Consider the following 25,123-nt stretch of genomic DNA (forward strand, 5'->3'; position numbering starts at 1 on the left):
ATCCCAGTCTATTCCCGCGGCAGGGCACTTCCGTAACCGGGACGCAGATGCGAAGGGCCGGGCACCGTCACGGATGACGGCGCCCGGCCCTTCACGGCCGAACAGTTCAGGTTGTTGCGGCCTCCGGTGCGGCAGTCGCCTTCGCGGCCGATTCGGCCCGGCGGCGTTCAACCCGCTCGGCCTGCTTGACCAGCGCAGGTTCACCCTGGCGCAGCCAGGCGTACAGCGGGGCTGCGATGAAGATGGTCGCCGCGGTACCGATCAGGATGCCGACGAAGAGTGCCAGCGAGAGGTCCCGAAGGGTACCGGCACCCAGCAGGCCGGCACCAATGAACAGGATGGCACCCACGGGGAGGATGGCCACCATCATGGTGTTGATGGACCGGACCAGCGTCTGGTTGACGGCAAGGTTGACCTCTTCCGCAAAAGTGCGGCGGGTGGAGGCATCCAGGTCGGCGGTGTTCTCGCGGATCTTGTCGAAGACCACCACCGTGTCATACAGCGAGTAGCTGAGCACCGTCAGGAAGCCGATGATGGCGGACGGCGTGACTTCGAAGTCGCTCAGGGCGTAGACCCCGGCCGTGACGAACATGGTCACGAGCATGCCCACCAGCGCTGATAGCGACATCTTCCAGGTGCGGAAGTACAGGGCCATCAGAACGGCGGCGATGACTACGAAGATGACCAGGCCCAGGAGGGCCTGCTTGGTGACGTCGGCACCCCAGGTGGGACCCACGAACGTGGAGGTCACCTCGTTGTCCGTGACGCCGTACGCGGTGGTCAGCCCTTCCTTGATCCGGAGGGTTTCGTCATCGGTGAGCTTGTCCGTCTGGATGCGCATGGTGTTGCCGGCAACGTTGGCCACGCGCGGAATGCTGCCCTCCACGACGTCCTGGACGGCCTTCTCGCCAAGGGACGCTTCCGTGGTCTTCACGTTGGAAACGGTGAATTCGGATCCGCCCCGGAACTCGATGCCGAGGTTGAATCCACCCTTGGCCACCGGGAGGAGGATGGACAGCGCCACGGCGACGGCCGCAATGATGAACCAGATCTTCTTGGAACTGACGAAGTTGTACGAGCGCTTGCCCGTGTAGAGCTCGTTGCCGAACGTAGCAAAATTCGTGGTCATTTACTTGCCCTCCTTGGACGTGCTCTTGGAGGAACCGGCAAGCTGCTCCTGCTTTTCCGCCAGGCGGCGTTCTGCAATGGTCATCCGGCGCTCGGCTTCAGCTGCCGCACCGGTGTTCTTGGCGCGCACCACGCCCGGCTTCTCGTCCGGCGTGCGGAGCCTGCCCGCGCCGCGGTAAAGCGGCACCGCACCGAGCCGCTTCGGGTCAAGGCCGGAGAACCTGTGGCCCTCGCCGAAGAACTTGGTGCGGGCCAGGAGCTGCAGGGTCGGGTGGGTGAACATGAACACGACGATGAGGTCGGCGATGGCCGTCAAACCCAAGGTGAAGGCAAAGCCGCGGACGTTGCCCACGGCGACGAAGTAGAGCACGAGGGCTGCCAGCAGGTTCACTGCCTTGGACGCCAGGACGGTGCGCTTGGCACGCTTCCAGCCGTTCTCCACGGCGGAGACCAGCCCGCGGCCTTCCCGAAGTTCATCGCGGATTCGTTCGAAGTAGACGATGAACGAGTCGGCCGTCTGGCCGATGGCCACGATGAGGCCGGCCACACCGGCGAGTGACAGGCGGTAGTTTTCAGTCCAGCCCAGGATGGCAATCGCGAGGTACGTCAGCGCACCGGCCACCACGAGGGAGAGAATGGTGACGAATCCCAGTGCCCGGTATTGGAACAGCGAGTAGACCACCACCAGGAGCAGGCCGATGATGCCGGCGAGCAGGCCCATCTTGAGCTGCTCGCCGCCCAACGTAGCTGAAATCTGCTGTTCACTCTGGATCTCGAAGCTGATGGGGAGTGCACCGAAGCGCAGCTGGTCCGACAGGGCCTTGGCCGACTCCTCGGTGAACCCACCGGTGATCTGCGGACGGCCGTCAGTGATCACAGCGAGCGACCGCGGGGCTGAGATGACCTGGTCATCGAGGACAATGGCGAACTGGGCCTTCGGATCGGAGCCCGATTCACCACCGGCGGCCACGAAGAACTGGTACAGCCGTTCGGTGACTTCCTTGAACTTGGCGGTGCCCTGCTCGTCGAACTGGATGTTCACGGCCCACTCGTTGGTGACGGCGCCCTGGGCACCCTGCTGCAGCTGGAAGGAGGAGGACTTGATGTTGGAGCCCTTGACTTCCACCGGACCCAGAATGTACTTGATGGCCGGGGACGTGGCCGTTGCCGGTTCACATGTCACCAGCGGTTTGGCGGGGTCCGAGCGCTCCTGCTTGTCCTGCGACGGGTTGTCGCAGTCGAGGGTCTCGAACTCCTTGTACACCTCGGCCGTGACCCAGTTGACGTCGCTGCTGTTGGTCGGTTCGGCCGTCGGCTTGGGGAGCTGGTCATCCGGCGTCAGGGATTCCGTAGGCACTGCGGCACCGGGACCGGCTTGGAGCACCGGCCGGAAGTTCATGTCGGCAGAGGCCTGGATGAGTGCGCGGGTCTCCTTGGAAGGCGTACCGGGGAGGCTTACCACCACATTGCGGCCGGACTGCGTGCTGATTTCGGCTTCCGCCACGCCTGAACCGTCCACGCGCTGGCGAATGATCGCAACGGCCTGGTTGAGCTGATCCTCGTTGATGTCCGAACCGCCCTCGACCTTGGGCGCCAGGATCATCTGGGTTCCGCCCTCAAGGTCAAGTGCAAGCTTTGGTGCCCAGCTGGCCTGGCCGGAAATGGAGCCGCCGGCGAGCACGGCAGTCATGACGGCGAGGATAACGCCGAGCCAGACCAGCACCCTGAGTGCTGAGTTTTTGGGGCCAGTACGTGCCATTGTCGATCTTTCTATTGTTTACGGAGGAGCCGCCGGGGTGAGCTTGGCTCACACACCGGCGGCAGCCCGCGGCCGTCGTTCGTTCTACTTAGCGGGACTTGGCGGGAACGCCGGACTAGCTGTCTTTCTTGCCTTCGTCGTTGAGACGCTTCAGCGATTCTTCGGGCGTCTCGTTGACGGCGTCAGTGCGGACAGCCTCGGTGCGGTTGACGGCGTCGGTGCGGTCGGCGTCGTGCCCGGTCAGGGACGAGGCGTCATCCGGAACAACGGTGGGCTCTTCGGCAGCAACAACCGGCTCAACGATCTTGGTGACGGCCTGGCGGTGCACGGTGGCCAGGTTGCCCGGGGACAGTTCGATAACGACCTTGTTTTCGTTCTCGTCGATGGAGACGATGCGGCCGAAGAGTCCGAAGCTCGTCATGACCTCCACACCCGGCGCGAACTGCGACTGGAGTGTTGCCTGCTGCTGCTGCGTCTTCTTGTTGCGGCGGAACATCATGAAGATGAAGACTCCGAGCATCACGAAGAGCAGGATTGTCATGATGTCGATGCCGCCGCCGGCCTGCGGCTGGGCCTGGGCAGTAATGTGTCCGAACACAGGAAGTTTCCGTTCTGTACTTGCGTAGCTGGTTGACAGCAACGTCGGCTTCATTTCGGCCCGCCCGGCAGGAAATTCATGCCCGGCCATCGGCGGCCGGAGCCGCCCACAGAAACAAAGGCCCGAACGTGCCGAGCGTCATTCCAGTCTAGAGGGAAAGTCAGCCGGACGCTGCTATTGGCCGTTCGGAAGCCACTCCGCCACCGGTTCAACGCCGAGGCCTTCCGCGTCGAACAGGGTCAGCGCCTCCTGGCCGAACACGCCGTCCGGAACCGCATAGCCCAGGTGCGTCCAGGCCGGAGCCATGGCGATCCGGCCACGCGGCGTTCGCCCCAGAAGCCCTTCGCGGACAAGGAACGGTTCCGCGACGGTTTCCACGGTTTCCGGTTCCTCGCCCACGGCAATGGCCAGGGTGGACAGTCCCACCGGCCCGCCGCCGAACTTGGTGATCAGGGCTTCGAGGACGGAGCGGTCCAGGCGGTCAAGCCCCCGTTTGTCCACTTCATACATGTCCAGCGCGGCGGACGCCGCCCGCGCGTCGATTTGTTCGATGCCGTGGACGAGTGCCCAGTCGCGCACGCGGCGGAGGAGGCGGTTCGCGATTCGGGGCGTGCCCCGGGACCGGCCCGCGATTTCGCTGAACCCTGCCGAGTTGACCTTCAGGTCCAACAGACCGGCCGACCGCCTCAGGACCAGCTCCAGTTCCTCAACTGAATAGAATTCCAGGTGCCCCGTGAAGCCGAACCTGTCCCGCAGCGGGCCGGGCAGAAGCCCGGCGCGGGTGGTGGCGCCCACGAGTGTAAAGGGCGGCAGTTCGAGTGGAATTGCCGTGGCTCCCGCACCCTTGCCCACCACGATGTCCACCCGGAAATCTTCCATGGCCATGTACAGCATTTCCTCTGCCGGCCGGGACATGCGGTGGATTTCGTCAAGGAAAAGGACTTCACCCTCGGACAGCGAGGAAAGGATGGCTGCCAGGTCGCCGGCGTGCTGGATGGCCGGACCGCTGCTGATCCGCAGGGGGGCATTCATCTCGGCCGCGATGATCATGGACAATGTGGTTTTGCCGAGTCCGGGCGGGCCGGAGAGCAGGACATGGTCGGCGCTGCGTCCGCGCATCCGCGATGCTTCCAGCACCAGCGACAGCTGTTTGCGGACACGGTGCTGGCCCACGAAGTCATGCAGGTTCCTGGGCCGGAGGGCCGCCTCGATGACCCGTTCCTCCGGCTCCTCTCCCCCGGCGACCAGGGACGACTCAGCCACGGGTGCCTACCCTGTTGCCGGCGCGGGCGCCGTCCTGGCCAAGCCACCGCAGAGTGGCCCGCAGGATCTCGGCCACCTGGCCGCCCGCTTCGAGTTCCGGGGAATCCGAGAGCGCTTTGTCGATGCTGGCGGCGGCGTCCTTTTCGGACCAGCCGAGGCTCGTCATGGCTGCCACCACCTGCGGCTTCCACGGCGCGGCCGCGGCTGCTGCGGGCGCTGCCGCCGCACCGGTCCCGTGCGGCACCAGTTTTCCGGCAAGCTCCAGGACAATCCTTCCAGCGACCTTGGGCCCGATGCCGGGAACCTTCGTAAAGGCCTTGCCGTCGCCGGTATGCGCCGCAACGCGGATCGCTTCGGGGTCGTGGACGGCCAGCACAGCAAGGGCCAGCCGCGGGCCCACGCCGCTCACGCTGAGCAGGACATCGAAGACTTCACGTTCGTCGTCGCTGGCGAATCCAAACAGCGTCAGGGAATCCTCGCGCACAATGAGGGACGTGAAAAGCTTCCCTTCCTCGCCGGTGCGCAGCCCGCTGAGGGTCTGGGGTGTGGCGTTTACGCTCATGCCGGCACCGTTGAGGTCGATCACGGCGGAGGACAACCCGACGTGCGCTACGGTTCCGCGGAGAAAACTGATCAAGGCCGGGCTCCTGGGTTACACAAAACTGGGTTTACACGAACATACGCGGTTCCACGAATAACGGCCGGAACACAGTCCGCCCATCCGAACATATCTACGAATACCCTAGCAAGTTCCCCGGCCGCACAGCCGGACCTTCAGCGTGCCCGGCGCGCCTTGGCTTCCGCCTCGGCCCATGCCCGCTGCGCCGGGGTCAGGGCCGAACTGCCCGGGCCAGTGGTAGAGATGGCCGCTCCGCTGCCTGCCCGCCACGCGTGGGTGATGGCCAGCGCCAGCGCATCGGCGGCGTCGGCGGGTCGGGGCGGGGCATCCAGGCGGAGGATCTTGGTGACGAGTTTCGTCACGGCATCCTTGTTGGATGTTCCGCTGCCGGTGACGGCCGCCTTGACTTCCGACGGCGTGTGCAGGGCAACGGGGATGCCGCGCCGGGCGGCGGCGGCAATCACCACGCCGGACGCCTGGGCAACCCCCATCACCGTGCTGACGTTGAGCTGCGAAAACACCCGCTCCACGGCGAGCACATGGGGTTCGTAGCGGTCCAGCCAGTCATCGATGGACGTGGCGATAAGGAGTAGCCGCTGGTCCAGGCTTTCATCGGGCGACGTGCCCACCACGCCGACGGCCACCATGGTGGCACGCCTGTTCTTCTCGACGTCCACGACGCCGATGCCGCAACGGGTGAGGCCCGGGTCGACTCCCAATACTCGGAGGGTCAAGGCCGGGCCTCAGTTTCACAGCAGGGTTGCGGGATCACTCGGCTTCCAGTGCGGCCTGCACTTCGTCGCTGAGGTCGGCGTTGCTGTAGACGTTCTGGACGTCGTCGAGCTCTTCCAGGGCGTCCACCAGCTTCATGAACTTTTTGGCGGCGTCGAGGTCGAGCGGGACCTCCATGGACGGGACGAACTCAGCTTCATCGGTGTCATAGTCGATCCCGGCGTCCTTGAGGGCGTCGCGGATGGCCTGCAGGTCCTTGGGATCCGAGTGGATTTCCCAGTTGTCTCCGTTGTCCTTGACTTCCTCTGCACCGGCATCGAGCACGGCCATCAGGACGTCGTCCTCGCTGAGCCCGTTCTTGGGCAGGGTGACAACGCCCTTGCGGGAAAAGAGGTAGCTGACCGAGCCGGGATCGGCGATGGTGCCGCCGTTGCGGGAAATGGCGAGCCGGACCTCGGAGGCTGCGCGGTTCTTGTTGTCCGTGAGGCACTCGATCAGCAGCGCCGAACCCTGCGGGCCGCGGCATTCGTACATGATCTCGGTGTAGTCCACCACTTCGCCGGTGAGGCCGGCGCCGCGCTTGATGGCGCGGTCGATGTTGTCCGCGGGCACGGAGGTCTTCTTTGCCTTGGTGACGGCAAGTTCCAAACCGGGGTTGCCGGCGAGGTCGGGGCCGCCCATGCGGGCCGCGACTTCGATGTTCTTGATCAGCTTGGCGAACGACTTTGCCCGGCGGCTATCAAGGATGGCCTTCTTGTGCTTGGTCGTCGCCCATTTGGAGTGGCCTGACATGCTTTACGCTTCTCCTCTGATCATTCGAATAAAAAGTTCATGCACGCGCTTCTCCCCCGTCACTTCCGGGTGGAAGGAGGTGGCCAGCAGGCGGCCTGAACGCACTGCAACAATTCTAGCCGTCCCCTGTAGCGCCGCCGCATGCGAGGCATGCTCCGGATCCGCGGGCTCCACCTGGGCCAGGACCTCCACGCCGGGGCCTGCACGCTCCACCCAGGGACCGCGGATGAACACAGCGTGCACCGGGGCCACCCCCGAACCGGTGTCACTGAAACCCAGTCCCTTGAATTCAAGATCGGTCTCGAAAGACTCGCGCTGGCGGCCGAACGCGTTACGGCGGACAGTGATGTCCAGTCCGCCGAACGTCTGCTGCGGGTTGCCTTCAAGGTCCGTGGCCGGGTCCGCGATCTCATCGGCGAGCAGGATCATGCCTGCACAGGAGCCGTATACGGGCAGCCCGTCGGCGATCAGTTTCCGCAAGGGATCGGCGACTTCGAAGGCCCGGGCAAGTTTGTCGATAGTGGTGGACTCGCCGCCGGGAATGATCATGCCGTCAATGCCGTCAAGTTCGGACGGGCGCCGGATTCCGATGCCTGTGGCGCCCATTGCTTCTGCCGCGCGCAGGTGCTCCCGGAAGTCGCCCTGAAGGGCCAGGACACCGATTCGCAGGCCGGCACCCGCGCGGGAGTAGTCCGTGGAAGGGGGGGTGGTCATCCAAACAGCATAGTGCTCCCGGCGCCTGCAGGCTTGCCGGAACGGGTGCTCCCGCCCGGTTCCATGCCGCGACTGGGATATATTACAGAGCATGCTTTACTTCAGCGTTCCGCTCGGCAAGCTCGTCCGCCGGGTCTCCCGGCTCAGGGGCGGAGGCTCTGCCCTCCCCGGCCTCGTGGTGGAGAAAATCGACCCGGGATTCATGCAACGGACACTGTCCACCCTCCCCCTGGGCGTCGCCGTCGTGAGCGGGACGAACGGCAAGACCACCACCACCAAAATGGTGGTGGAACTGCTGGAGAGCCAGGGCCTGAAGGTTTTTACGAACCGCACCGGCAGCAACTTCACCCGCGGCGTCGCTGCTGCCCTGCTGGGCGACGTGGACTGGCGTGGGCGCCTGGACGCGGACATCGCGGTGCTGGAGCTGGATGAGGCGCACGCCGTGCACTTCGTCAACAGGGTTCCGCCGCGCTACAGCCTGCTGCTGAACGTCCTCCGCGACCAGCTGGACCGTTTCGGCGAGATCGACAAAACCGCGCAGCTCCTGCAGCACATTGCGTCCAAGACCACCGGAACGGTGGTCCTGAACCGCGAGGATCCGCGGGTCGCGCGCATCGCCGACACCCTGGACGGACCCGAGGTCCGCTACTTCGGCCTCGACGATTCGCTCCTGAGCACGTTCCCGAACGACGACGACCTGCGTGCCGGCCCCGGCAGCCCGGTACCGGCACTGCCCGCGAAGCCGCACGCCGACGTCGTGCTGCGCCGGGTGGGGACGGATGACGCTGACTTTGAGTACGACGGCGGCACGGTCACCACCGGGATGAAGCTCCGTGGCGTCTACAACATCTTCAACGCCGCAGCCGCCCTGGTCCTGGCGCGCTGCATCGCCGGCAACGGCGCCACGCCGACGGACCACGACGGCCTGCTGAAGGCCCTGTCCCGGGTTGCGCCCGCCTTTGGCCGCGGTGAAAGCCTGGTGGTTGACGGACTGCCGCTGGACCTGGTGCTGGTCAAGAACCCCAGCGGCTTCCGGCTGGGCCTGAAGTCCTTCCCCGCCGGCGGCTACGCCACCATGGTGGCGATCAACGACAACTATGCCGACGGCCGTGACATGTCCTGGCTCTGGGACGTCGAATTCGACTCGCTGCGTGAAGGCGGCGTGGACCAGTTGACCGGTTCCCGGGCTTACGACATGGCGCTGCGCCTGCAATACGACGACGTCGCCATCGGCGCCGTCAACCCGGAGATCGCGCCCGCCCTGGCAGCCTTCATCCAGGGGGCGAAAGGTAAACCCAAGCGCATCTTCTGCACCTACACGGCGATGCTGGCCATCCGCCGCGAGCTGTCCAAAATCACCACTGTGGAGGTGGTCTCATGAGCAAGGGCACCATCAGGGTCCTTCAGCTGTACCCCCGTGACATGAACATCTACGGGGACTGGGGCAACGCCCTGGTGCTCCAGCAGCGCCTCCGCTGGCACGGCTACACGCCCGAACTCCTCGAATACAACGTCGGCGACGAGTTCCCGGCCGATGTCGACCTCATCGTGGGAGGCGGCGGCCAGGACAGCGGGCAACTGGTGATCCAGGACGACCTGCTCTCCCGTGAATCGACGCTGAAGGAGTTGGCCGAAACAGACACTCCCATGCTGCTGATCTGCGGGATGTACCAGCTCTTCGGGCGCTTCTTCAAGACCCGCACAGGATCAGTGATACCCGGCATTGGCGTCCTGGACGTCGAGACGAACGGCACCGACGAACGCCTGATCGGCAATGTCAGCGTGTCTTCTCCCGAGTTCGGCGACATCCTGGGCTACGAAAACCACAGCGGGCAGACGACGCTCGGCCCCGGAGTCAGGCCGCTGGGCGCCACGCCCAAGGGCACGGGCAACAACAGCAAGGACGGCCAGGAAGGTGCCCGCTACCGGAATATCGTGGCGAGCTACCTGCACGGATCGCTCCTGCCGAAGAACCCGGCCATTGCAGACTTCCTGATCCGCACCGCCGTTGAACGCAAATACGGCAGCTTCACCCCCGGCGCACCGGATGACCGGTACGCCACCTTGGCGCGCGAGCACGCCGCGAAGCGGCCCCGCTAGAACCCGGCCCGTTCAGTCGCCCGCCCCGGTACGCGGGCTGCCGGTGACGCTTTGTGACCGGCCGGAGACGGGGCCGTGGGAAACTGGTTCCATGGACACCGCATCCGCCAGCCTCCCGGAACATCTCCGCCGCCACTCCGGCCCGCGTGATCCGGGCGACGCCTGGGTGGAAGGTGCGGCAGGAAAATTCTGGGGCCGTTTCGGCTCTGCCGGGCTCCTGGTCCAGGATCCTGCCAAGGGAATCCTGCTGCAGCACCGCGCCACGTGGAGCCACCATGGCGGAACGTGGGGCCTGCCCGGCGGGGCCCTTCATCAGGGCGAAGACGCCATAACGGGAGCGCTTCGCGAAGCCCACGAGGAAGCGGCCGTCCCGCCCGGGAACGTCCACGTCCTCTTCACGTCCGTGTTCGACGTCGGATATTGGTCCTACACCACGGTGGCAGTCCGCGTTCTGGAATCCTTCGAACCGGCCATCAATGATCCCGAGAGCATCGAACTGACATGGGTGCCGGCCGATTCCGTCGAAGAGAGAGAACTCCACCCGGCGTTCGCCACGGCCTGGCCTGAGCTGTGGCGCCGGCTGTCGCAGCACCGCCACTGATTTCCCTGACTGTTTCTCTGTAGGCGTAGCAACCACCGGAGTACCGCAGCGGACGAAGCCGTTGACATAGGTAGGCACCATGTCAGGAGGCACACCATGGCGGAAGTCAGCAGCGGATCCAACGGAGCCCACGAAACGGTTCCGGCCGAAGACCCGCTGGATTCCTATTCCGCAACCGTTATCCGAGTGGCGGAAACCGTCACCCCGCACGTCGCCGCCGTCGAAATGACCGGCAACGGACGTAACGGGAGATACCGGGCAGGGGCGGGCTCGGCCGTCCTGTTCACCTCGGACGGGTACCTGGTGACCAATGCCCATGTTGTGGGCTCTGCCGGGAAGGGTTTCGCGATATTTGCCGACGGCACCCGGACGGCGGTTGAAGTGGTGGGTGCCGACCCCCTGTCCGACCTTGCCATCGTCCATGGCAAAGCTCCCACCGCGCCGCCGGCCGAATTCGGCGATGCTGAACTTCTCAAGGTCGGACAGCTGGTCATTGCCGTCGGAAATCCGCTGGGACTCTCCGGCTCCGTGACAGCCGGGGTGGTCAGCGGACTGGGCCGTTCCATCCCGGTATGGTCCGGGCGCAACCGCCGCGTGATCGAGGACGTAATCCAGACCGACGCAGCCCTGAACGCCGGCAGCTCCGGAGGTGCCCTGGCGGACGCTCGCGGCCGCATCGTGGGCATTAACACCGCGGTCGCCGGGGCGGGGCTGGGCCTGGCCGTTCCGATCAACGCCACCTCGCGCCGGATCATCGCCTCGCTCCTCTCGGACGGACGGGTCCGGCGCGCCTACCTCGGACTCGTGAACACCCCCGTGCAGCTTCCGGTCAGCTCCGTGGTGCGCACCGGCCACCGTGACGGACTGCTGGTGGTGGAGGTGCTTCCCGGATCGCCCGCCGAACGGGCGGGCCTTCGCGCCGGGGACGTGCTTTTAAGCGTCGGCCGGAAGTCTGTCTCGAATGCGGAGAGCCTCCAGAAACTGCTCTTCTCGGAGGCGATCGGTGAGCCGCTGGACATATCAGCGGTGCGTGACGGCACGGAACTGCGGGTTGTGGCCGTCCCGGAAGAAATGACGGAGAACTAGCCGAAGCGTGCAGCCCCCTGAGATCCGGCCCCCTGGCGCCGTAACATAGCCGGCGTCGCGCCGCACGAGAATGCTCCCGGGGCTCCAATCCTGCGAATGGCGCACACACATGACAGGGGCAGGTTGGAAACTGTCCCAGCGACGAGGTTACCGCACCTGCGAAAGTAATAAACCCCTGCATCTGTTCCGCCTCCGGCCATCGCGCTATGGTTGGTGGTGAACAGCCCCTCCAACCACATCGATGTGGGGGACGAGCGCTGTTCCAGCACTACAGGCCGGTCACCGGATCACCGTTACCGGAGCCGGGATTGTGGATATTGGGGTAGGCACGGGGGTGCCCTCATATCGTTATCCGTGCGCTTTAACTTCACTCACCGTGAGGCACGGAGGTTTCCAAATGCGGCTGGGGCTCTGCGCCGCCGCTTTGAATCAGGCCACTGCAAAAATGGGGCATTGCGCCGATTCACGGAACGTATCGCCGCGTAAATTTGGGGCCACTAACCGCAGACAAACGTCCGACTGGAATCTGATATCCGGCGCAGCCACACCATGGCGCGCTGGAACCACACTGATCCACGGTGGGTGATTCCGCGTGCCCGGACCCTGCGGCCTACACCTGGGAATGAACCACAAGATAGGAAGATCTCATGAAGAGGTCAATGGGATTGCTCGCATCCACCCTGCTGGCTGCAGGACTCGGCATCGGCGGGACGGCAATGGCTGCCGGACCCGCTGCGGCGGATTCCGGGCTGAAGTCCGTCACGATTTCCGCGACGAACTACCAGAGCTACACGGACCACGATAGGGACCGCGACCGCGACAAGAAGCGGGACTGGCGTCATGACCGCAAGTGGTGTGAGCGGCACGGCTACTGGCACCACCACAGGGGTGACAGGGACCATAGGGGTGGCTGGCACTTCCACAGCTACTGTGACGACGACCATCGGCGAGGCCGGCACTAGGCCGCCGGCGGTGATGTGACCGCACGGCAATAGCTGCAGGAGGGGCACCGCTTTCAGGCGATGCCCCTCCTGCGCCATCCTTCGTGGCGTTCGTCCCGGCGAAGTCTTCCCGCGCACCCGGTCCGATGCCAGAGTCGGTACATGAACACCTGGGACCCTGGAGCTGCCGGAATCATCAGTTTCCCCTCCGGCCGGCGCATTCGCGGCCGTGCACTGCGTCGTCCGCTCCCGCCGGGTCCGCTGCCCGATTTTGCCGTCTATCTGCTGGGGAAACCCCCGGCACCAACAGGATGGGAACAGCGGTGGGTGCGCTGGCCGGACTTCTGGTTGCCGGCAAACAGGACGGACGCCATGGATGCCCTGCGGGAAGCCTGGGTCCGCGCGGCATCTGAGCGCGTCGAGGTCGCCTGCATGGGCGGCCACGGCAGGACCGGCACCGCACTTGCCTGCCTCGCTGTGATGGACGGCGTCCCGCCGGGGCAGGCGGTGTCCTTCGTGCGGGAACACTACGGGCCGGCGGTGGAGACTCCGTGGCAGCATTGGTACGTCAGGTACGTTGCCGGCCGGATCAGGTGAGCCTTTGTTCCTGGCGGGGCCGCCACACTTATCTTCCTTCGTCGGAAATGATCAGTTCCCGGGCACCCGCCCCGGCGGCGCCCATCGACTCCACCACGGACCTGGTGCGCAGGCGCGTTCCTGCATCCGCTTCCGCTCCGGCACACGGCCCTTGCGGTGCGTCGACCGCCACGGAACACCAGCGGTACGGATCGCGGACAATCACTGAAGGCACCCAGGCCAGGTCCGTGGCCGCCCATTTTCCGGCCGCGTCCTGGCTGAACTGCGCCCGCACCAGCAAGCCTTCGTTGTTCACCACATACCAGGGCGAGAGTTCCGTGACGCCGTTGCCCAGCCCGTACACAATCCACGTCCCCTTGTAGTTCTCAATGGGAAGCACCGAGTGCGTGTGGTGGCCGTAAACCATGGTGAATTCGCCGCTGTCCACGAGGGCATGGGCAGTGTCCTGCTGCTGGGCGTTGGGTGCGCCGGCATACTCGTCACCCGCATGCATGGCGCCGAGCACAATGTCCGCCCCCAGCTCTCTGGCCTTCCTGGCTTTGGCAATCATGGCCGGAGCGTCCAGGAGGTCCACCTGCCAGGTGTGTTCGGGGAACTGCCCGTTGAGGCCGTAGGTGGCTTCGATCACGGCAATGCTGGCGGCTTCGGTCTCCAGGATCAGGATCCCTTGCGACTCCGCCTCAGTCCGGTAGGAACCAGTGTGTTTCAAACCCGCGGCGTCCAGGGCATCGAGGGTCCGGACCAGGCCGGTGGTCCCCTGGTCAATGGTGTGGTTGCTGGCCGTGGTGCAGGCCGCGTAGCCCACGTCCTTTGCCGCCGCGACGATCTGCGGAGGAACATTGAAGGACGGATAGGCCGAGAAGGGCCCCGCCGGGTCCGCAACCGGAGTTTCCTGGTGGCAGACGGCGACGTCGCTCTTCCCGATGTAGGCCCGCTGCCCCTCGAGCAACGGCGTGAAGTCCAGGCCCGGCTTCCCCCGGGCCGCGGCGTCGGCCCGGGCCTGGTCCCACAGCTGGGCGTGCACCAGCATGTCCCCCGTCACCAGGACGGAAGTGCACCGTACTGCAGCGCAGGCCGGGCCTTTGCCCGGCGTCGGTTCCGGAACGGGGGCCGGTTCCGGGGCGGCAGCCGACGACGCCGGCGCGGAGGCCGCCGTCGTCCGCGGTGAATCGGCGGACCGCTGGCCGGCGCCCTGCTCGGCGAGGACGCCGCACGACGAGAGCGCAAGCATCACGAAGGCAGCGGCGAACGCCGGGGCGCTCCCTTTGCCCAGCCTTCGCGGTGCCCGTCGACGAAATTCCGCCATGGCGCCATCCTATGGGGGGTCAGGGCCGGAAACCCGGCAAAATCACCATTGAGAACCTCCCGATTACATGAAAGGGTTGTTTCATGACTAACCCCCTCCTCATTCCCAGCCCTTTGCCGTTCGGGCTCCCGCCATTTGCAGACATCGAAGAGGCCGATTACGCCGAAGCAGTCCGCAGCGGCCTGGCGGAGCACCTGGCGGAAATCCAGGCAATCGTGGACAACCCCGAACCTGCCAGCTTCGAAAACACGGCCTTGGCAATGGAACGCTCGGGACAGCTCCTCCAGCGCGCCGCCGCGTCCTTCTTCACCCTGGTTTCGGCCGATGCCTCGGACGGTATCCGGGCGCTCGAGACTGAATTGTCCCCCGAGTTTTCCGCCCATCAGGACGCTATTTACATGAACCGGCGGCTATTCGACCGGTTCGCAGCCGTGGACACCACCGGTCTCGATGACGAATCCGCCAGGCTCGTGGAGGAATACCTCAAGGAGTTCCGCCAGTCCGGCATCCAGCTGGATGATGCCGGGCAGGAAAGGCTCAGGGCCGTCAACGCCGAACTGTCCCGGCTGGGCACCGACTTCGGGCAGCGCACCAAGGAAGCCATGAAGACCTCCGCCCTGCTTCTCGACGATCCCGCTGAACTGTCCGGGATGCCGGCGGACGACATTTCCAGTGCCGCAGAGGCAGCACGGGCGGCCGGACACGACGGCAAGTTCCTGCTCGCGCTCATCCAGCCCAGCAACCAGCCGGCCATGGCAACCCTGGAAAACCGCGACGTCCGCCGCCGCCTCTACCAGGCGTCCATCAGCCGTGGAAGCAGCGGTGGAAGCCTCGACGTCCAGGACCTGGTGAAGTCCATGGTGGCGCTCCGTGCAGAGAAGGCACGCCTTCTGGGGTTCGCCAACTACGCCGAGCTCACTGTGGACCGCCAGACGGCCCCCGATTTCGAAGCCGTGCAGACCATGATGAACCGGCTGGCGCCCGCCGCCGTCCGGAATGCCGACGCCGAGGCCGCCGCCCTGGCTGACGTCGCGGGCCATCCGCTGGAGGCCTGGGACTGGGCCTACTATTCGGCGAAAGTGCGTCGCGAGCGGTACAGCGTGGACGAGCAGGCGTTGCGCCCCTATTTCGAGTTGGACCGCGTGCTTCGCGACGGCGTGTTTTTCGCCGCAACATCCCTCTACGGTGTCACTTTTCACGAACGGCCCGACCTCAAGGGCTACCACCCCGACGTCCGGGTCTGGGAAGTCCGCAACGAGGACGGTTCCGAGCTGGGACTGTTCCTGGGCGACTACTACGCCCGGGAGTCCAAGCGCGGCGGGGCCTGGATGAACTCCCTGGTGGACCAGTCCGCGCTCCTCGGGACGAAGCCGGTGGTGATCAACAACCTCAACATCTCCAAACCCCCGGCCGGCGAACCCACACTCCTGACCCTGGACGAGCTTCGGACCACGTTCCACGAGTTCGGCCACGCCCTCCACGGACTGTTTTCCAACGTCACCTTCCCGAGGTTCTCCGGCACAGCCGTTCCGCGGGACTTCGTGGAGTACCCCTCCCAGGTCAACGAAATGTGGATCATGTGGCCCGAGGTCCTGGCCAACTATGCCCGGCACCATGTCACCGGTGAGCCCCTTGCCCAGGAGGTCGTGGACAGGCTCAACGAATCGCAGCTGTGGGGAGAGGGATTCGGCACCACGGAGTACCTGGGCGCCGCTCTGTTGGACCTTGCCTGGCATGTCCTGGACGAATCAGGGGTCCCGGCTGACGTCCTGGCGTTCGAAGCCAAGGCCCTGGCGGCCGCCGGAGTGGCACACACCCTGATTCCACCGAGATACCGCACCGGATACTTCCAGCACATCTTCGCGGGCGACGGCTATGCGGCGGGCTACTACTCCTATATCTGGAGCGAAGTGCTGGACGCGGACACCGTGGAATGGTTCAAGGAAAACGGCGGTCTCAACCGCGCCAACGGGGACTTCTTCCGGAACGAACTCCTGTCCCGCGGCAACAGCCGCGAACCCCTGGACTCGTTCCGCGCCTTCCGCGGCCGCGACGCCCAGCTGGAGCCGCTGCTGAAGCGCCGCGGGCTGGAGTAACACAAAAAACGACGGCGGCGAGTCACCCATCGTGGGTGACTCGCCGCCGTCGCGGGTTTATTACTCGGAGGCAGGTACAGGTCCGGCAGCTTGCGTAAAAGGGGCCCTGCGTCCCCGCTCGCCGCGAAGCGGCTTTAGAGGGACGTGGGGAATAGCAAGCAGAGGATCAGGACCTGCCTCATGGCAGAGGACTACCAGCCCCGCTCGGCGAGGCGGTGCGGCTGCGGGATTTCGTCGACGTTGATGCCGACCATCGCTTCGCCCAGGCCGCGGGAGGCCTTGGCGATGACGTCCGGGTCGTCGAAGAAGGTGGTGGCCTTCACGACGGCGGCCGCGCGCTGGGCCGGGTTGCCGGACTTGAAGATGCCGGAGCCGACGAACACGCCGTCAGCGCCAAGCTGCATCATCATGGCGGCGTCGGCCGGGGTGGCGATGCCGCCCGCGGTGAAGAGCACCACGGGGAGCTTGCCGGCCGCGGCAACTTCCTTGACCAGTTCGTACGGGGCCTGCAGTTCCTTGGCCGCGACGTAGAGCTCGTCCTCGGGGAGGGCGGCAAGCTTGGCGATCTCGGAGCGGATCTGGCGCATGTGGCCTGTGGCGTTGGAGACGTCGCCGGTGCCGGCTTCACCCTTGGAGCGGATCATGGCCGCGCCTTCGTTGATGCGGCGCAGCGCCTCACCAAGGTTGGTGGCCCCACAGACGAAGGGAACCTTGAAGTTCCACTTGTCGATGTGGTTGACGTAGTCGGCCGGGGTCAGGACCTCGGACTCGTCGATGTAGTCCACGCCGAGGGACTGCAGGACCTGCGCCTCAACGAAGTGGCCGATCCGGGCCTTGGCCATGACCGGCACGGACACGGCTTCGATGATCTTGTCGATCATGTCCGGGTCCGACATGCGGGACACGCCGCCCTGGGCTCGGATGTCGGCCGGAACGCGTTCCAGCGCCATCACGGCCACGGCACCGGCGTCTTCGGCGATGCGGGCCTGTTCGACGTTGACGACGTCCATGATGACGCCGCCCTTGAGCATCTCTGCCATGCCGCGCTTGACGCGGTTGCTGCCCGTGACGCTGTTGGCGGACGAGCCGGCTTCGCTGCTTACATCAGGTGTAGACACAAAAACCCCTATGGGTAGCTAGATGTTACGTAGATCCGGTCTCTCGGTTCCGGCGCAGGCGGCGGCACAGACGGGAAAGTCACGCCGCACGCACACCGGATTACCGGATCCAATGACCAGGTACAGCTAATACTAGTCGTACGCCGCGAAGCTGCTGAATTCGGGTTACCCCTGGTTAGGCCGGCTGCTGCGAAGCCGTTCCGTTGGGCTCCTCCAGCGACTGCCGGTATACGGTGGCGATGCGCTGGACCACAGTCACCAGGCTGGCCGCCGCGAGCAGGACGAGCGTCGCCAGCAGCACCACGCTGGGGAGCCCGATTCCGGTAAATCCCGTCACCACAAGCACCGAAACCAGCCGTTCTGCCCGCTCGGCTATGCCCACGTTGGCGTGGAAGCCCAGGGCCTCGGCTTTAGCCCGCGCGTAGGAGACCACCATGCCAAGCACCAGGCAGACGACGGCGGCCACGGCGATTGCGCGGTCCGCGCCCCCCGTGAAAAACCAGATGGCCAGGCCGGCAAACAGGGCGCCGTCGGCAACCCGGTCCAGGGTGGAATCCAGGAAATTGCCCCAGCGGCCGCCGCGCTCCTGCATCCGCGCCATGATTCCATCGAGGACGTCGGAGAAGATGAAAGCGGTAATGAACAGCGTTCCCCACCACAGCTGTCCCAACGGGTAGAAGACCAGCGCACCCACCACCACGCCGGCCGTGCCCACGATGGTGATCGCATCCGGCGAAACGCCGATCTTCAGGAGCCAGCGGGCCAGCGGGGAGAAGAGGGCGGTGAAGAACCCGCGGGCGTGCCGGTTAAGCATGCTCGTCCTCGGGCCAGGCCTCCGCGACCTGCTGGCGGACCTCGCCGAGCGTCTGCGTGATCGCTTTTGTCTGGGCGATGATGGGGAAGAAGTTGCCGTCGCCGCCCCAGCGGGGAACAACGTGCTGGTGCAGGTGGCCGGCAATCCCGGCACCGCCCACTACGCCCTGGTTCATCCCGAGATTGAAACCACCGGGGTTGGACACCTTGCGCAGGACCCTCATGGAGGTCTGTGTCAGTGCCGCGAACTCCGCGGTTTCCTCCACGGTCAGGTCTGTGTAGTCCGGAACATGGCGGTATGGACAGATCAGCAGGTGGCCCGGGTTGTAGGGGAAAAGGTTCAGCACCACATAGGCTGTGCGTCCCCGGTAGACAATCAGGGAGTCTTCATCGTTGCGGGCGGGCGCCACGCAGAACGGGCAGTCATCCTTGTTCTTGAACTGGTGCTGCCCGCCCTTGATGTAGGCCATGCGGTGCGGAGTCCACAGGCGCTGGAAGGCGTCCGGAACTCCGGCCAGACCGAAATCATCGGTCACACCGCCGTCGTCCGGATAACCCCCGCCAGCGCCTGTGTTCTCCTGCACGTCGCCTGCCATTCCGCGTCTGCTAGCTGGTCCGGTTGCTGACGGCGTGGACGATCCGCTGGACGGCTTCGGCCACCGGCACCCCGTTGTCCTGGCTGCCGTCGCGGAACCGGAAGGACACTGCCCCTGCCTCGGCGTCCTCGCCGCCGGCGATCAGGACGAAGGGAATCTTGTCCTTGCTGGCGGTGCGGATCTTCTTGGGGAAGCGGTCGGAGGAAATGTCCACCTCAGCCCGGATGCCTGCGGCCTTGAGCTGGTCCACGACGTCGAACATGTAGTCGTTGAACGCTTCCGCCACGGGAATGCCCACGACCTGGACAGGTGCCAGCCATGCCGGGAACGCGCCGGCGTAGTGTTCCGTCAGCACGCCCATGAACCGTTCCACGGAACCGAACAGGGCGCGGTGGATCATGACGGGGCGCTGGCGCGTGCCGTCCGCGGCCTGGAACTCCAGTTCGAAGCGCTCGGGCAGGTTGAAGTCCAGCTGGATCGTCGACATCTGCCAGGTGCGGCCAAGCGCGTCTTTTGCCTGGACGGAGATCTTGGGGCCGTAGAACGCGGCTCCGCCCGGATCCGGAATGAGCTCCAGGCCGGAGGCTTCGGCAACCTCGGCGAGGGTCCGGGTGGCTTCTTCCCAGGTGGCGTCGTCGCCCACGAACTTGTCTTCGTTCTTGGTGGAGAGTTCAAGGTAGAAGTCATCCAGGCCGTAGTCCTTGAGCAGGCCCAGCACGAAGTTCAGCGTGGTGGTGAGCTCGTCCTTCATCTGCTCGCGGGTGCAGTAGATGTGGGCATCGTCCTGTGTCATGCCGCGCACACGGGTCAGGCCGTGCACCACGCCGGACTTTTCGTAGCGGTACACCGAGCCGAATTCGAAGAGCCGCAGGGGCAGTTCACGGTAGGACCGTCCGCGCGACCGGAAGATCAGGTTGTGCATGGGGCAGTTCATCGGCTTCAGGTAGTAGTCCTGGCCGGGCTTGCGCACGGTGCCGTCCTCGTTCAGTTCCGCGTCGATGTGCATCGCCGGGAACATGCCTTCCTTGTACCAGTCCAGGTGGCCTGAGACTTCGTAGAGGTGCCCCTTGGTGATGTGCGGGGTATAGACGAACTCGTACCCGGCATCAACGTGGCGCTGGCGGGAGTAGTCCTCCATGGCCTTGCGGATGATGCCGCCCTTAGGGTGGAACACCGGAAGGCCCGAGCCCAGCTCGTCGGGGAAGGAGAAGAGGTCCAGCTCGGCACCAAGTTTGCGGTGGTCGCGGCGTTCGGCCTCGGCGATGCGCTCCTGGTAGGCCTTGAGTGCGTCCTTGGTGGGCCAGGCCGTGCCGTAGATGCGCTGAAGCTGCTGGTTGTTCTGGTTGCCCAGCCAGTAGGCGGCCGAGGACCGGGTCAGCGCGAAGGCGTTGGAGATCAGCTTGGTGTTGGGCAGGTGTGGTCCGCGGCACAGGTCGCACCAGACGCTGTCCCCGCTCTTGCGGTCCACGTTGTCGTAGATGGTGATGTCTCCGGCGCCCACTTCGACATTGACGCCTTCTCCGGCGTCGGCGGCGTTGTTTTTCTTGCCCAGCAGCTCGAGCTTGTAGGGCTCGTCCTTCATGGCGTCGCGGGCTTCATCCTCGGACACCACGCGGCGGACGAACTTCTGGTTCTGGTTGATGATTTTGAGCATCATCTTTTCCAGGGTCTTCAGGTCTTCCGGGGTGAACGGTTCGGCGACGTCGAAGTCGAAGTAGAACCCGTCCGTGATGTAGGGGCCGATGCCGAGCTTGGCGTCAGGACGCAGCTGCTGCACGGCCTGGGCCATGACGTGCGCCGTCGAGTGCCGGAGAACGTTGAGTCCGTCCGGGGAATCGATGGTGACGCCTTCGATCTCCGAACCCTCAGGGAGCGGCTGGTCCAGGTCCTTCAGTTCGCCGTTTACTCGGGCCACAACGACGTCGCGGCGCTCAAAAAAGAGTTCCGCGCCGGTGGTCCCGGTAGTCACCTTGGTCTCTTCGCCGTCGACGATGAGGGTGATCTGCTGGGCATCTGACACGGGTGTCTCCTATTCAAAGTTAAGGCTTCGTAGCTTGTGGCGTACGGGGACCACAGCCAGCCTCGTCCATGCTATCGGTTGGGAGAGAGGCCGACCAAAGCGGCGCGGCCGTCCCGGGCGCCTGACCCTTCCGGAGTTGCGGTTCAGCTGCCAAGACCCGTGATGGCCAAGTTCCGGCTGATTCCGTGCAGCGGCCCCCGTTCCTGGAGGGCAGGTTCCCAGGTGTCAGTGGATTGCAGTTCCGGGTACGGCAGGGTCTCGGTGCGGCTGAGGTCCCAGGCCATGGTGGCGCTGATGCTGATCCCGCGGGGGCCGGTCCTTCTGGTGTTGCCTCTGATCAGGAGCAGGCGGGTGCCGAACAGCAGCGGGCCTGCCAGCTCCTGGGCCTCATGGAAGAACACCGAGTCCACGCAGCCGGTGCCGTCGTCGATGCTGATGAACACAACCCGGCGCCCCCCACGCATGGGCGGCGTCTGGGTGGCCACCCGGACCCCGGCCACCAGCACCTCGGTGCCGTTCCTGAGCCCCAGGAGCTTGTCCGCCGTGGTGACGCCCAGCCTGTCGAGCAGGGGGCGGTGGCTGGACATCAGGTGTTCGCTGACATCGACAGCCATCAGGTCAAGTTCTGCCCTGACGTTCTCAACGGTGGTGGGCGCCGGAAGTTCAGCCTTCAGGTTCCTGAGTTCAATATCGCCCAGGGGCAGCGACAGCTGGCCTTCGATGACCTCAATGCCTTTTTTGGAGGGGCGGTTCTGGAGGGTCTGGAGGTGCTGGACGAGGTCTGCCCGGTTGGCGGCTCCTCCGGATTCCCGGTGGAGGGTGTCGAAGGCTCCCAGCTGGGCAAGCCGCTTGATGCTTGGCCTGCTCAGCCTGGAGCGGGCACGCAGGTCAGCAAGCGAGTCATAGGGCTGCCCTGCGACGATCCTTTTGAGTTCGGCGCCGGAGAGGCCGTAGATGCCGTTCAGGCTCAGCCGGATACCCAGCTTGCCGCGGTCGGGGCCGGACTCAACCCGTTCCACGCGGTACTCCGCCTGGCTCCTGTTGATGTCCAGGGGCAGGATGGGAATCCCCAGCCGCCGGGCTTCGGACACCAGGAGCCGCTTGGGATACATGCCGGGATCGTGCTCCCACAGACCAGCCAGAAAAGCCTCCGGGTGGTGCGCCTTCAACCAGGCCGACTGATAGGTGGGCACGGCAAAGGCAGCCCCGTGCGCCTTGCAGAAGCCGAAGCTGCCGAAGGCTTTCAGCGTCCCCCAGACCTTGTCCACCACGTCGGGCGTGTAATGCCGCATCCTGGCTTCCTTGCGGAAAAATTCCTCCACTTTCGGCTCCTGGACCTCGTTCCCCAGGGCCCTGCGGAATTCATCAGCCCGGGCGAGCCCGCAGCCGGTCATGACATCGAAGGTCTTCAGGATCTGTTCATGGAAAACAGTCACCCCGTGGGTTTCCTGGAGCACCGGCTTGAGGTCCGGGTGCGGATAGACCTCCGGAGCAAAACCGTGGCGGTGCTCCAGGAACGGCCGCACCATGTCCGATTTCATCGGCCCCGGACGGAACAGTGAAATGTCGATGATGAGGTCGTTGAATTCCCGCGGTGCCAGTTTGCCGATCAGCTCCCGCTGGCCCGGGGATTCGATTTGGAAACAGCCCAGGGTGTGGGTGCTGCGGATCAGTTCGTAGGTTGGTTCGTCATCCAGGGGCACTGCGTTGAGGTCAATATGTCCGTCAGCCGCTATGAAGTCCGGCCCTGTGCCGTCCGGTCCTGCCGGATGGGCGCCGGCGGCCACCACCTCGGCCTTCGACGGGTGCAGCCGGATGACCTCACGGACGGCGAAGGCCATGGCACTCTGCATCCGGACGCCAAGGACGTCCAGCTTGAGCATCCCCATCGGGTCCATGTCGTGTTTATCGAACTGGCTCATGGGAAGGCCCAGTCCGCTGGGCTGGACAGGTGTACGGTCCAGCAGCGTGGCATCACCAAGAATCACACCGCAGGGATGCATGGAAATATGCCTCGGCAGCCGGTCAAGCCTCTCGGTCAGGTCAACGAGCAGGTCGAGCTGCTGGTTTTCCGCGAAATCGCGCTGCTCAACCCTTCCGGCGAACTCCTTCAACTCGGGTTTTTCCACCAGGGCTTCACGGAAATTCCGTGCAGAAAAGCGCCACAGCTGTTTGGCGATTTCGCCGATATCGCCGTCGTCCATGCCCAGTGCAAGACCGGCATCACGGACGGCACCGCGAGCGCGGTAGCCGTTCTGCATGCTCATGAGGGTGACGCGTTCCGCCCCGAAGCGGTCAAAGATCCGGCGGTAGACATTGTGCCGCTCTGCGCTTTCGACGTCGATGTCGATGTCAGGAAGGGTCGCTCTGTCACGGGAAAGGAACCGCTCGAAGATGAGGTCGTGCTGCAGGGGGTTCACCTGGCTGATATCGATCAGGTAGTTCACCAGGCTGGAGGCACCGGAGCCCCTGGCCGCAGCTCTGACCCCCATATCCAGGATCATCCGGGAAACCTCTGCGACAGTGAGGAAGTAGGAAGCGAAGCCAAGTTTGGCGATGATACGCAGTTCGTGGTCCAGCCGTGCCCGCATTTCCGCCTCGGCCCGGCCTGAAATGCCCGGGAACCGCCGGCTGATGCCTGCTTCGCAACGCCGGGTCAGCTCCAGCAGGGGGTCTCCCTCGATACCGATGACCGATGCTTCCGGAACAACCGGCTGCTTCCATCCCATGTCCGTGACGGGGTCCATCCGGCAACGGTCCGCGAGCGCCTCCGTCTGGCCCAACAGCGTGGTGAGGTCGGTGGTGCCGTAGCCCGCGGCATGAATGATCTCTTTGGCAAGCTCGAGCATTTGGGCGGATGACTTCAGCCACCCCCGGCCGTTGGGCTGAAGCAGCGGTTCGGCGGTCAGTTCGGGCAGCGATTTCAGGGTACGGGCTGAGTCCAGCACATCTGCCGTAGCTGCGCCGTCCTCCGCGCAATAGCGGACTGCGTTCGTCAGTACGGCAGGAACGCTGTGCTCAGCGGCGAGCTTGAGCATGCGCACCGCATGCGCTGTGCTCAGCGGCTCACCGGGGGCGCTGAGGTGTGACACCACTTCAGCTGCCACAGTTCCCTGGGGCATACTGTCCAGCCATTGCTTGAAGAGTGTGCGGGGGCGGAGGTACCTGCGTCCGCCCATTGCCCTGCCGACGTCGGAATCAGGTCCCACCAGCACTGTCAGCACCGGCTCGAGTGTTTCCGGGTGCAGCGCCCTGGAGGCAATTTCGGCGCGGGTCACAGCGACGGGCACCACTCCCCCGGCTTTGCCGGACGTGCGGGCATGGGCATCTGAGATCAACCGGCAAAGGGCGCGGTAGCCGGCACCGTTGTTGTGTCCGTGGGCGAGTACGACGACGCGGCCCGCGAGCTGGGTGCGGAGGTCGCCGTCGTCGTCATAGACCGCCAGGTCAACCCCGACGACGGGATCCAGGCCCGCTGCCATACAGGCCTTAAGGTGCTTGACGGTGCCGTATAGCCCGTCCCGGTCGGTGCAGGCCAGTGCCGTGGCGCCGTCTGCGGCGGCAGCCTGGGCGAGGTCGTCCGGCCAGGAGACACCGTAGTGGGCGCTGAAGGCAGTGGATACGTGGAGATGGGTGAAGCTCATGCTGACTGCGGCCTCAGGGCATCGTGGATCCGCAGCAGCCTCCAGCGCCCGCTGCCGGTGTTCCTGGTCAGGTCCAGGGTGAGGGTCTCATCCTGCTGGGATACTTCTTTGGCATCTGCGGGCTTGGCATCTGCGGGCCGGACCTGGACGCGCCAGATCTCATGGTCAACCAGTCCCGGGCCGGTTCCCAGCGGTGCCCGGGTTTCCTCGACCCACCACTGCCGGCGCTCATACCAGTGCACGGGCTCGGCGCAGACCGTGTAGTGCCGCCCTGACCACGTGAGTTCGGACGGCTGGCCCGCGGGCGTGCAGACGACGTCGACACCCTCGCTAAACAAGCCCATCGGCGCCTCCCGGAACTGCACTCCCCTTCCCGCAACGGGCGATCGCACCGCCGGCAGGGAGAAACCTGAAATGATTCGTTGTGAAATCATTCCTTCGAACATATCTTCGAATAACTCAAGTCTACGCCGGAGGCCGGACAAAACCTACAGACCCCTCCTCCGTCAGCGCTCCCAGCGAAACATTGCGCCCGTCACGTGGATATCCGGCTCCGCCGTATCTCTTCGCCGTGTGAGTGCGCTCGCATCTTCCACCCGG

General features: G+C 65.1%; 22 protein-coding genes. 7 read left to right on the forward strand and 15 right to left on the reverse strand.

The window, feature by feature from the left end; all coding sequences use genetic code 11:
* Positions 1–106: 106 nt before the first annotated feature.
* The 8 genes from secF to pdxT all read right to left on the reverse strand — a co-directional run bounded on the left by secF (position 107) and on the right by pdxT (position 7,605).
* A complete protein-coding gene (gene secF, locus RW112_RS11885; RefSeq protein WP_317781936.1) occupies positions 107–1,129 on the reverse strand; it encodes a protein translocase subunit SecF in 1,023 nt (340 codons plus the stop codon).
* Positions 1,130–2,887, reverse strand: coding sequence for a protein translocase subunit SecD (secD, locus tag RW112_RS11890; RefSeq protein ID WP_317781937.1), 1,758 nt, complete (start codon positions 2,885–2,887; stop codon positions 1,130–1,132).
* A gap of 115 nt (positions 2,888–3,002) precedes the next feature.
* On the reverse strand, positions 3,003–3,428 hold the full coding sequence (yajC, locus tag RW112_RS11895) for a preprotein translocase subunit YajC (RefSeq protein WP_317782190.1): 426 nt from the start codon (positions 3,426–3,428) through the stop codon (positions 3,003–3,005).
* 231 nt (positions 3,429–3,659) lie between these two features.
* Positions 3,660–4,748, reverse strand: a complete 1,089-nt coding sequence (gene ruvB / locus RW112_RS11900; protein ID WP_317781938.1) for a Holliday junction branch migration DNA helicase RuvB — start codon at positions 4,746–4,748, stop codon at positions 3,660–3,662.
* Positions 4,741–5,385 carry a Holliday junction branch migration protein RuvA gene (ruvA, locus tag RW112_RS11905; protein WP_305941219.1) on the reverse strand — a complete coding sequence of 215 codons (645 nt, stop codon included), beginning with the start codon at positions 5,383–5,385 and terminating at the stop codon, positions 4,741–4,743. The genes ruvB and ruvA overlap by 8 nt, the downstream gene beginning before the upstream one ends.
* Before the next feature lie 137 nt (positions 5,386–5,522).
* Positions 5,523–6,101, reverse strand: coding sequence for a crossover junction endodeoxyribonuclease RuvC (gene ruvC / locus RW112_RS11910; RefSeq protein ID WP_305941220.1), 579 nt, complete (start codon positions 6,099–6,101; stop codon positions 5,523–5,525).
* A gap of 34 nt (positions 6,102–6,135) precedes the next feature.
* Positions 6,136–6,891, reverse strand: a complete 756-nt coding sequence (locus RW112_RS11915; protein WP_305941221.1) for a YebC/PmpR family DNA-binding transcriptional regulator — start codon at positions 6,889–6,891, stop codon at positions 6,136–6,138.
* A 3-nt stretch (positions 6,892–6,894) separates the two neighbouring features.
* Positions 6,895–7,605 carry a pyridoxal 5'-phosphate synthase glutaminase subunit PdxT gene (gene pdxT, locus RW112_RS11920; RefSeq protein ID WP_317781939.1) on the reverse strand — a complete coding sequence of 237 codons (711 nt, stop codon included), beginning with the start codon at positions 7,603–7,605 and terminating at the stop codon, positions 6,895–6,897.
* A gap of 91 nt (positions 7,606–7,696) precedes the next feature.
* On the opposite strand from pdxT, the gene RW112_RS11925 reads away from it, so the two are divergent.
* The 6 genes from RW112_RS11925 to RW112_RS11950 all read left to right on the forward strand — a co-directional run bounded on the left by RW112_RS11925 (position 7,697) and on the right by RW112_RS11950 (position 12,930).
* Positions 7,697–8,986: a Mur ligase family protein gene (locus tag RW112_RS11925; RefSeq protein ID WP_305941223.1), complete on the forward strand. Its 1,290-nt coding sequence runs from the start codon at positions 7,697–7,699 to the stop codon at positions 8,984–8,986.
* Positions 8,983–9,705, forward strand: coding sequence for a glutamine amidotransferase (locus RW112_RS11930; RefSeq protein ID WP_317781940.1), 723 nt, complete (start codon positions 8,983–8,985; stop codon positions 9,703–9,705). Before RW112_RS11925 ends, RW112_RS11930 begins: the two co-directional genes overlap by 4 nt.
* Positions 9,706–9,796: 91 nt before the next feature.
* Positions 9,797–10,306, forward strand: coding sequence for an NUDIX hydrolase (locus RW112_RS11935; RefSeq protein ID WP_317781942.1), 510 nt, complete (start codon positions 9,797–9,799; stop codon positions 10,304–10,306).
* A 96-nt stretch (positions 10,307–10,402) separates the two neighbouring features.
* On the forward strand, positions 10,403–11,392 hold the full coding sequence (locus RW112_RS11940; protein ID WP_317781943.1) for a S1C family serine protease: 990 nt from the start codon (positions 10,403–10,405) through the stop codon (positions 11,390–11,392).
* A 647-nt stretch (positions 11,393–12,039) separates the two neighbouring features.
* On the forward strand, positions 12,040–12,354 hold the full coding sequence (locus RW112_RS11945; RefSeq protein WP_317781944.1) for a hypothetical protein: 315 nt from the start codon (positions 12,040–12,042) through the stop codon (positions 12,352–12,354).
* 141 nt (positions 12,355–12,495) lie between these two features.
* On the forward strand, positions 12,496–12,930 hold the full coding sequence (locus RW112_RS11950) for a protein-tyrosine phosphatase family protein (protein ID WP_317781945.1): 435 nt from the start codon (positions 12,496–12,498) through the stop codon (positions 12,928–12,930).
* 28 nt (positions 12,931–12,958) lie between these two features.
* On the opposite strand, the gene RW112_RS11955 is transcribed toward RW112_RS11950, so the two are convergent.
* A complete protein-coding gene (locus RW112_RS11955) occupies positions 12,959–14,236 on the reverse strand; it encodes a CapA family protein (RefSeq protein ID WP_317781946.1) in 1,278 nt (425 codons plus the stop codon).
* 83 nt (positions 14,237–14,319) lie between these two features.
* Here RW112_RS11955 and RW112_RS11960 point away from each other — a divergent pair, with 83 nt between their 5' ends.
* On the forward strand, positions 14,320–16,332 hold the full coding sequence (locus tag RW112_RS11960) for a M3 family metallopeptidase (RefSeq protein WP_317781947.1): 2,013 nt from the start codon (positions 14,320–14,322) through the stop codon (positions 16,330–16,332).
* 191 nt (positions 16,333–16,523) lie between these two features.
* On the opposite strand, the gene pdxS is transcribed toward RW112_RS11960, so the two are convergent.
* From pdxS to RW112_RS11990, 6 genes are all read right to left on the reverse strand, one after another.
* Entirely contained in the window at positions 16,524–17,450 is a 927-nt protein-coding gene (pdxS, locus tag RW112_RS11965; RefSeq protein WP_011692158.1) for a pyridoxal 5'-phosphate synthase lyase subunit PdxS, read from the reverse strand.
* A 175-nt stretch (positions 17,451–17,625) separates the two neighbouring features.
* Complete coding sequence (gene pgsA, locus RW112_RS11970) at positions 17,626–18,264, reverse strand: phosphatidylinositol phosphate synthase (RefSeq protein ID WP_305941230.1); 639 nt, start codon at positions 18,262–18,264, stop codon at positions 17,626–17,628.
* Positions 18,257–18,847, reverse strand: coding sequence for an HIT domain-containing protein (locus RW112_RS11975; protein WP_317781948.1), 591 nt, complete (start codon positions 18,845–18,847; stop codon positions 18,257–18,259). Before RW112_RS11975 ends, pgsA begins: the two co-directional genes overlap by 8 nt.
* 22 nt (positions 18,848–18,869) lie before the next feature.
* Entirely contained in the window at positions 18,870–20,879 is a 2,010-nt protein-coding gene (gene thrS, locus RW112_RS11980; protein WP_317781949.1) for a threonine--tRNA ligase, read from the reverse strand.
* 143 nt (positions 20,880–21,022) lie between these two features.
* A complete protein-coding gene (locus RW112_RS11985; protein WP_317781950.1) occupies positions 21,023–24,523 on the reverse strand; it encodes a DNA polymerase III subunit alpha in 3,501 nt (1,166 codons plus the stop codon).
* Positions 24,520–24,867 carry a DUF6504 family protein gene (locus RW112_RS11990; RefSeq protein ID WP_317781951.1) on the reverse strand — a complete coding sequence of 116 codons (348 nt, stop codon included), beginning with the start codon at positions 24,865–24,867 and terminating at the stop codon, positions 24,520–24,522. Before RW112_RS11990 ends, RW112_RS11985 begins: the two co-directional genes overlap by 4 nt.
* Between the last annotated feature and the right edge of the window lie 256 nt (positions 24,868–25,123).

Origin of the sequence: Arthrobacter sp. B10-11 (assembly GCF_033142195.1) — a bacterium.
GTDB lineage: Bacteria > Actinomycetota > Actinomycetes > Actinomycetales > Micrococcaceae > Arthrobacter > Arthrobacter oryzae_C.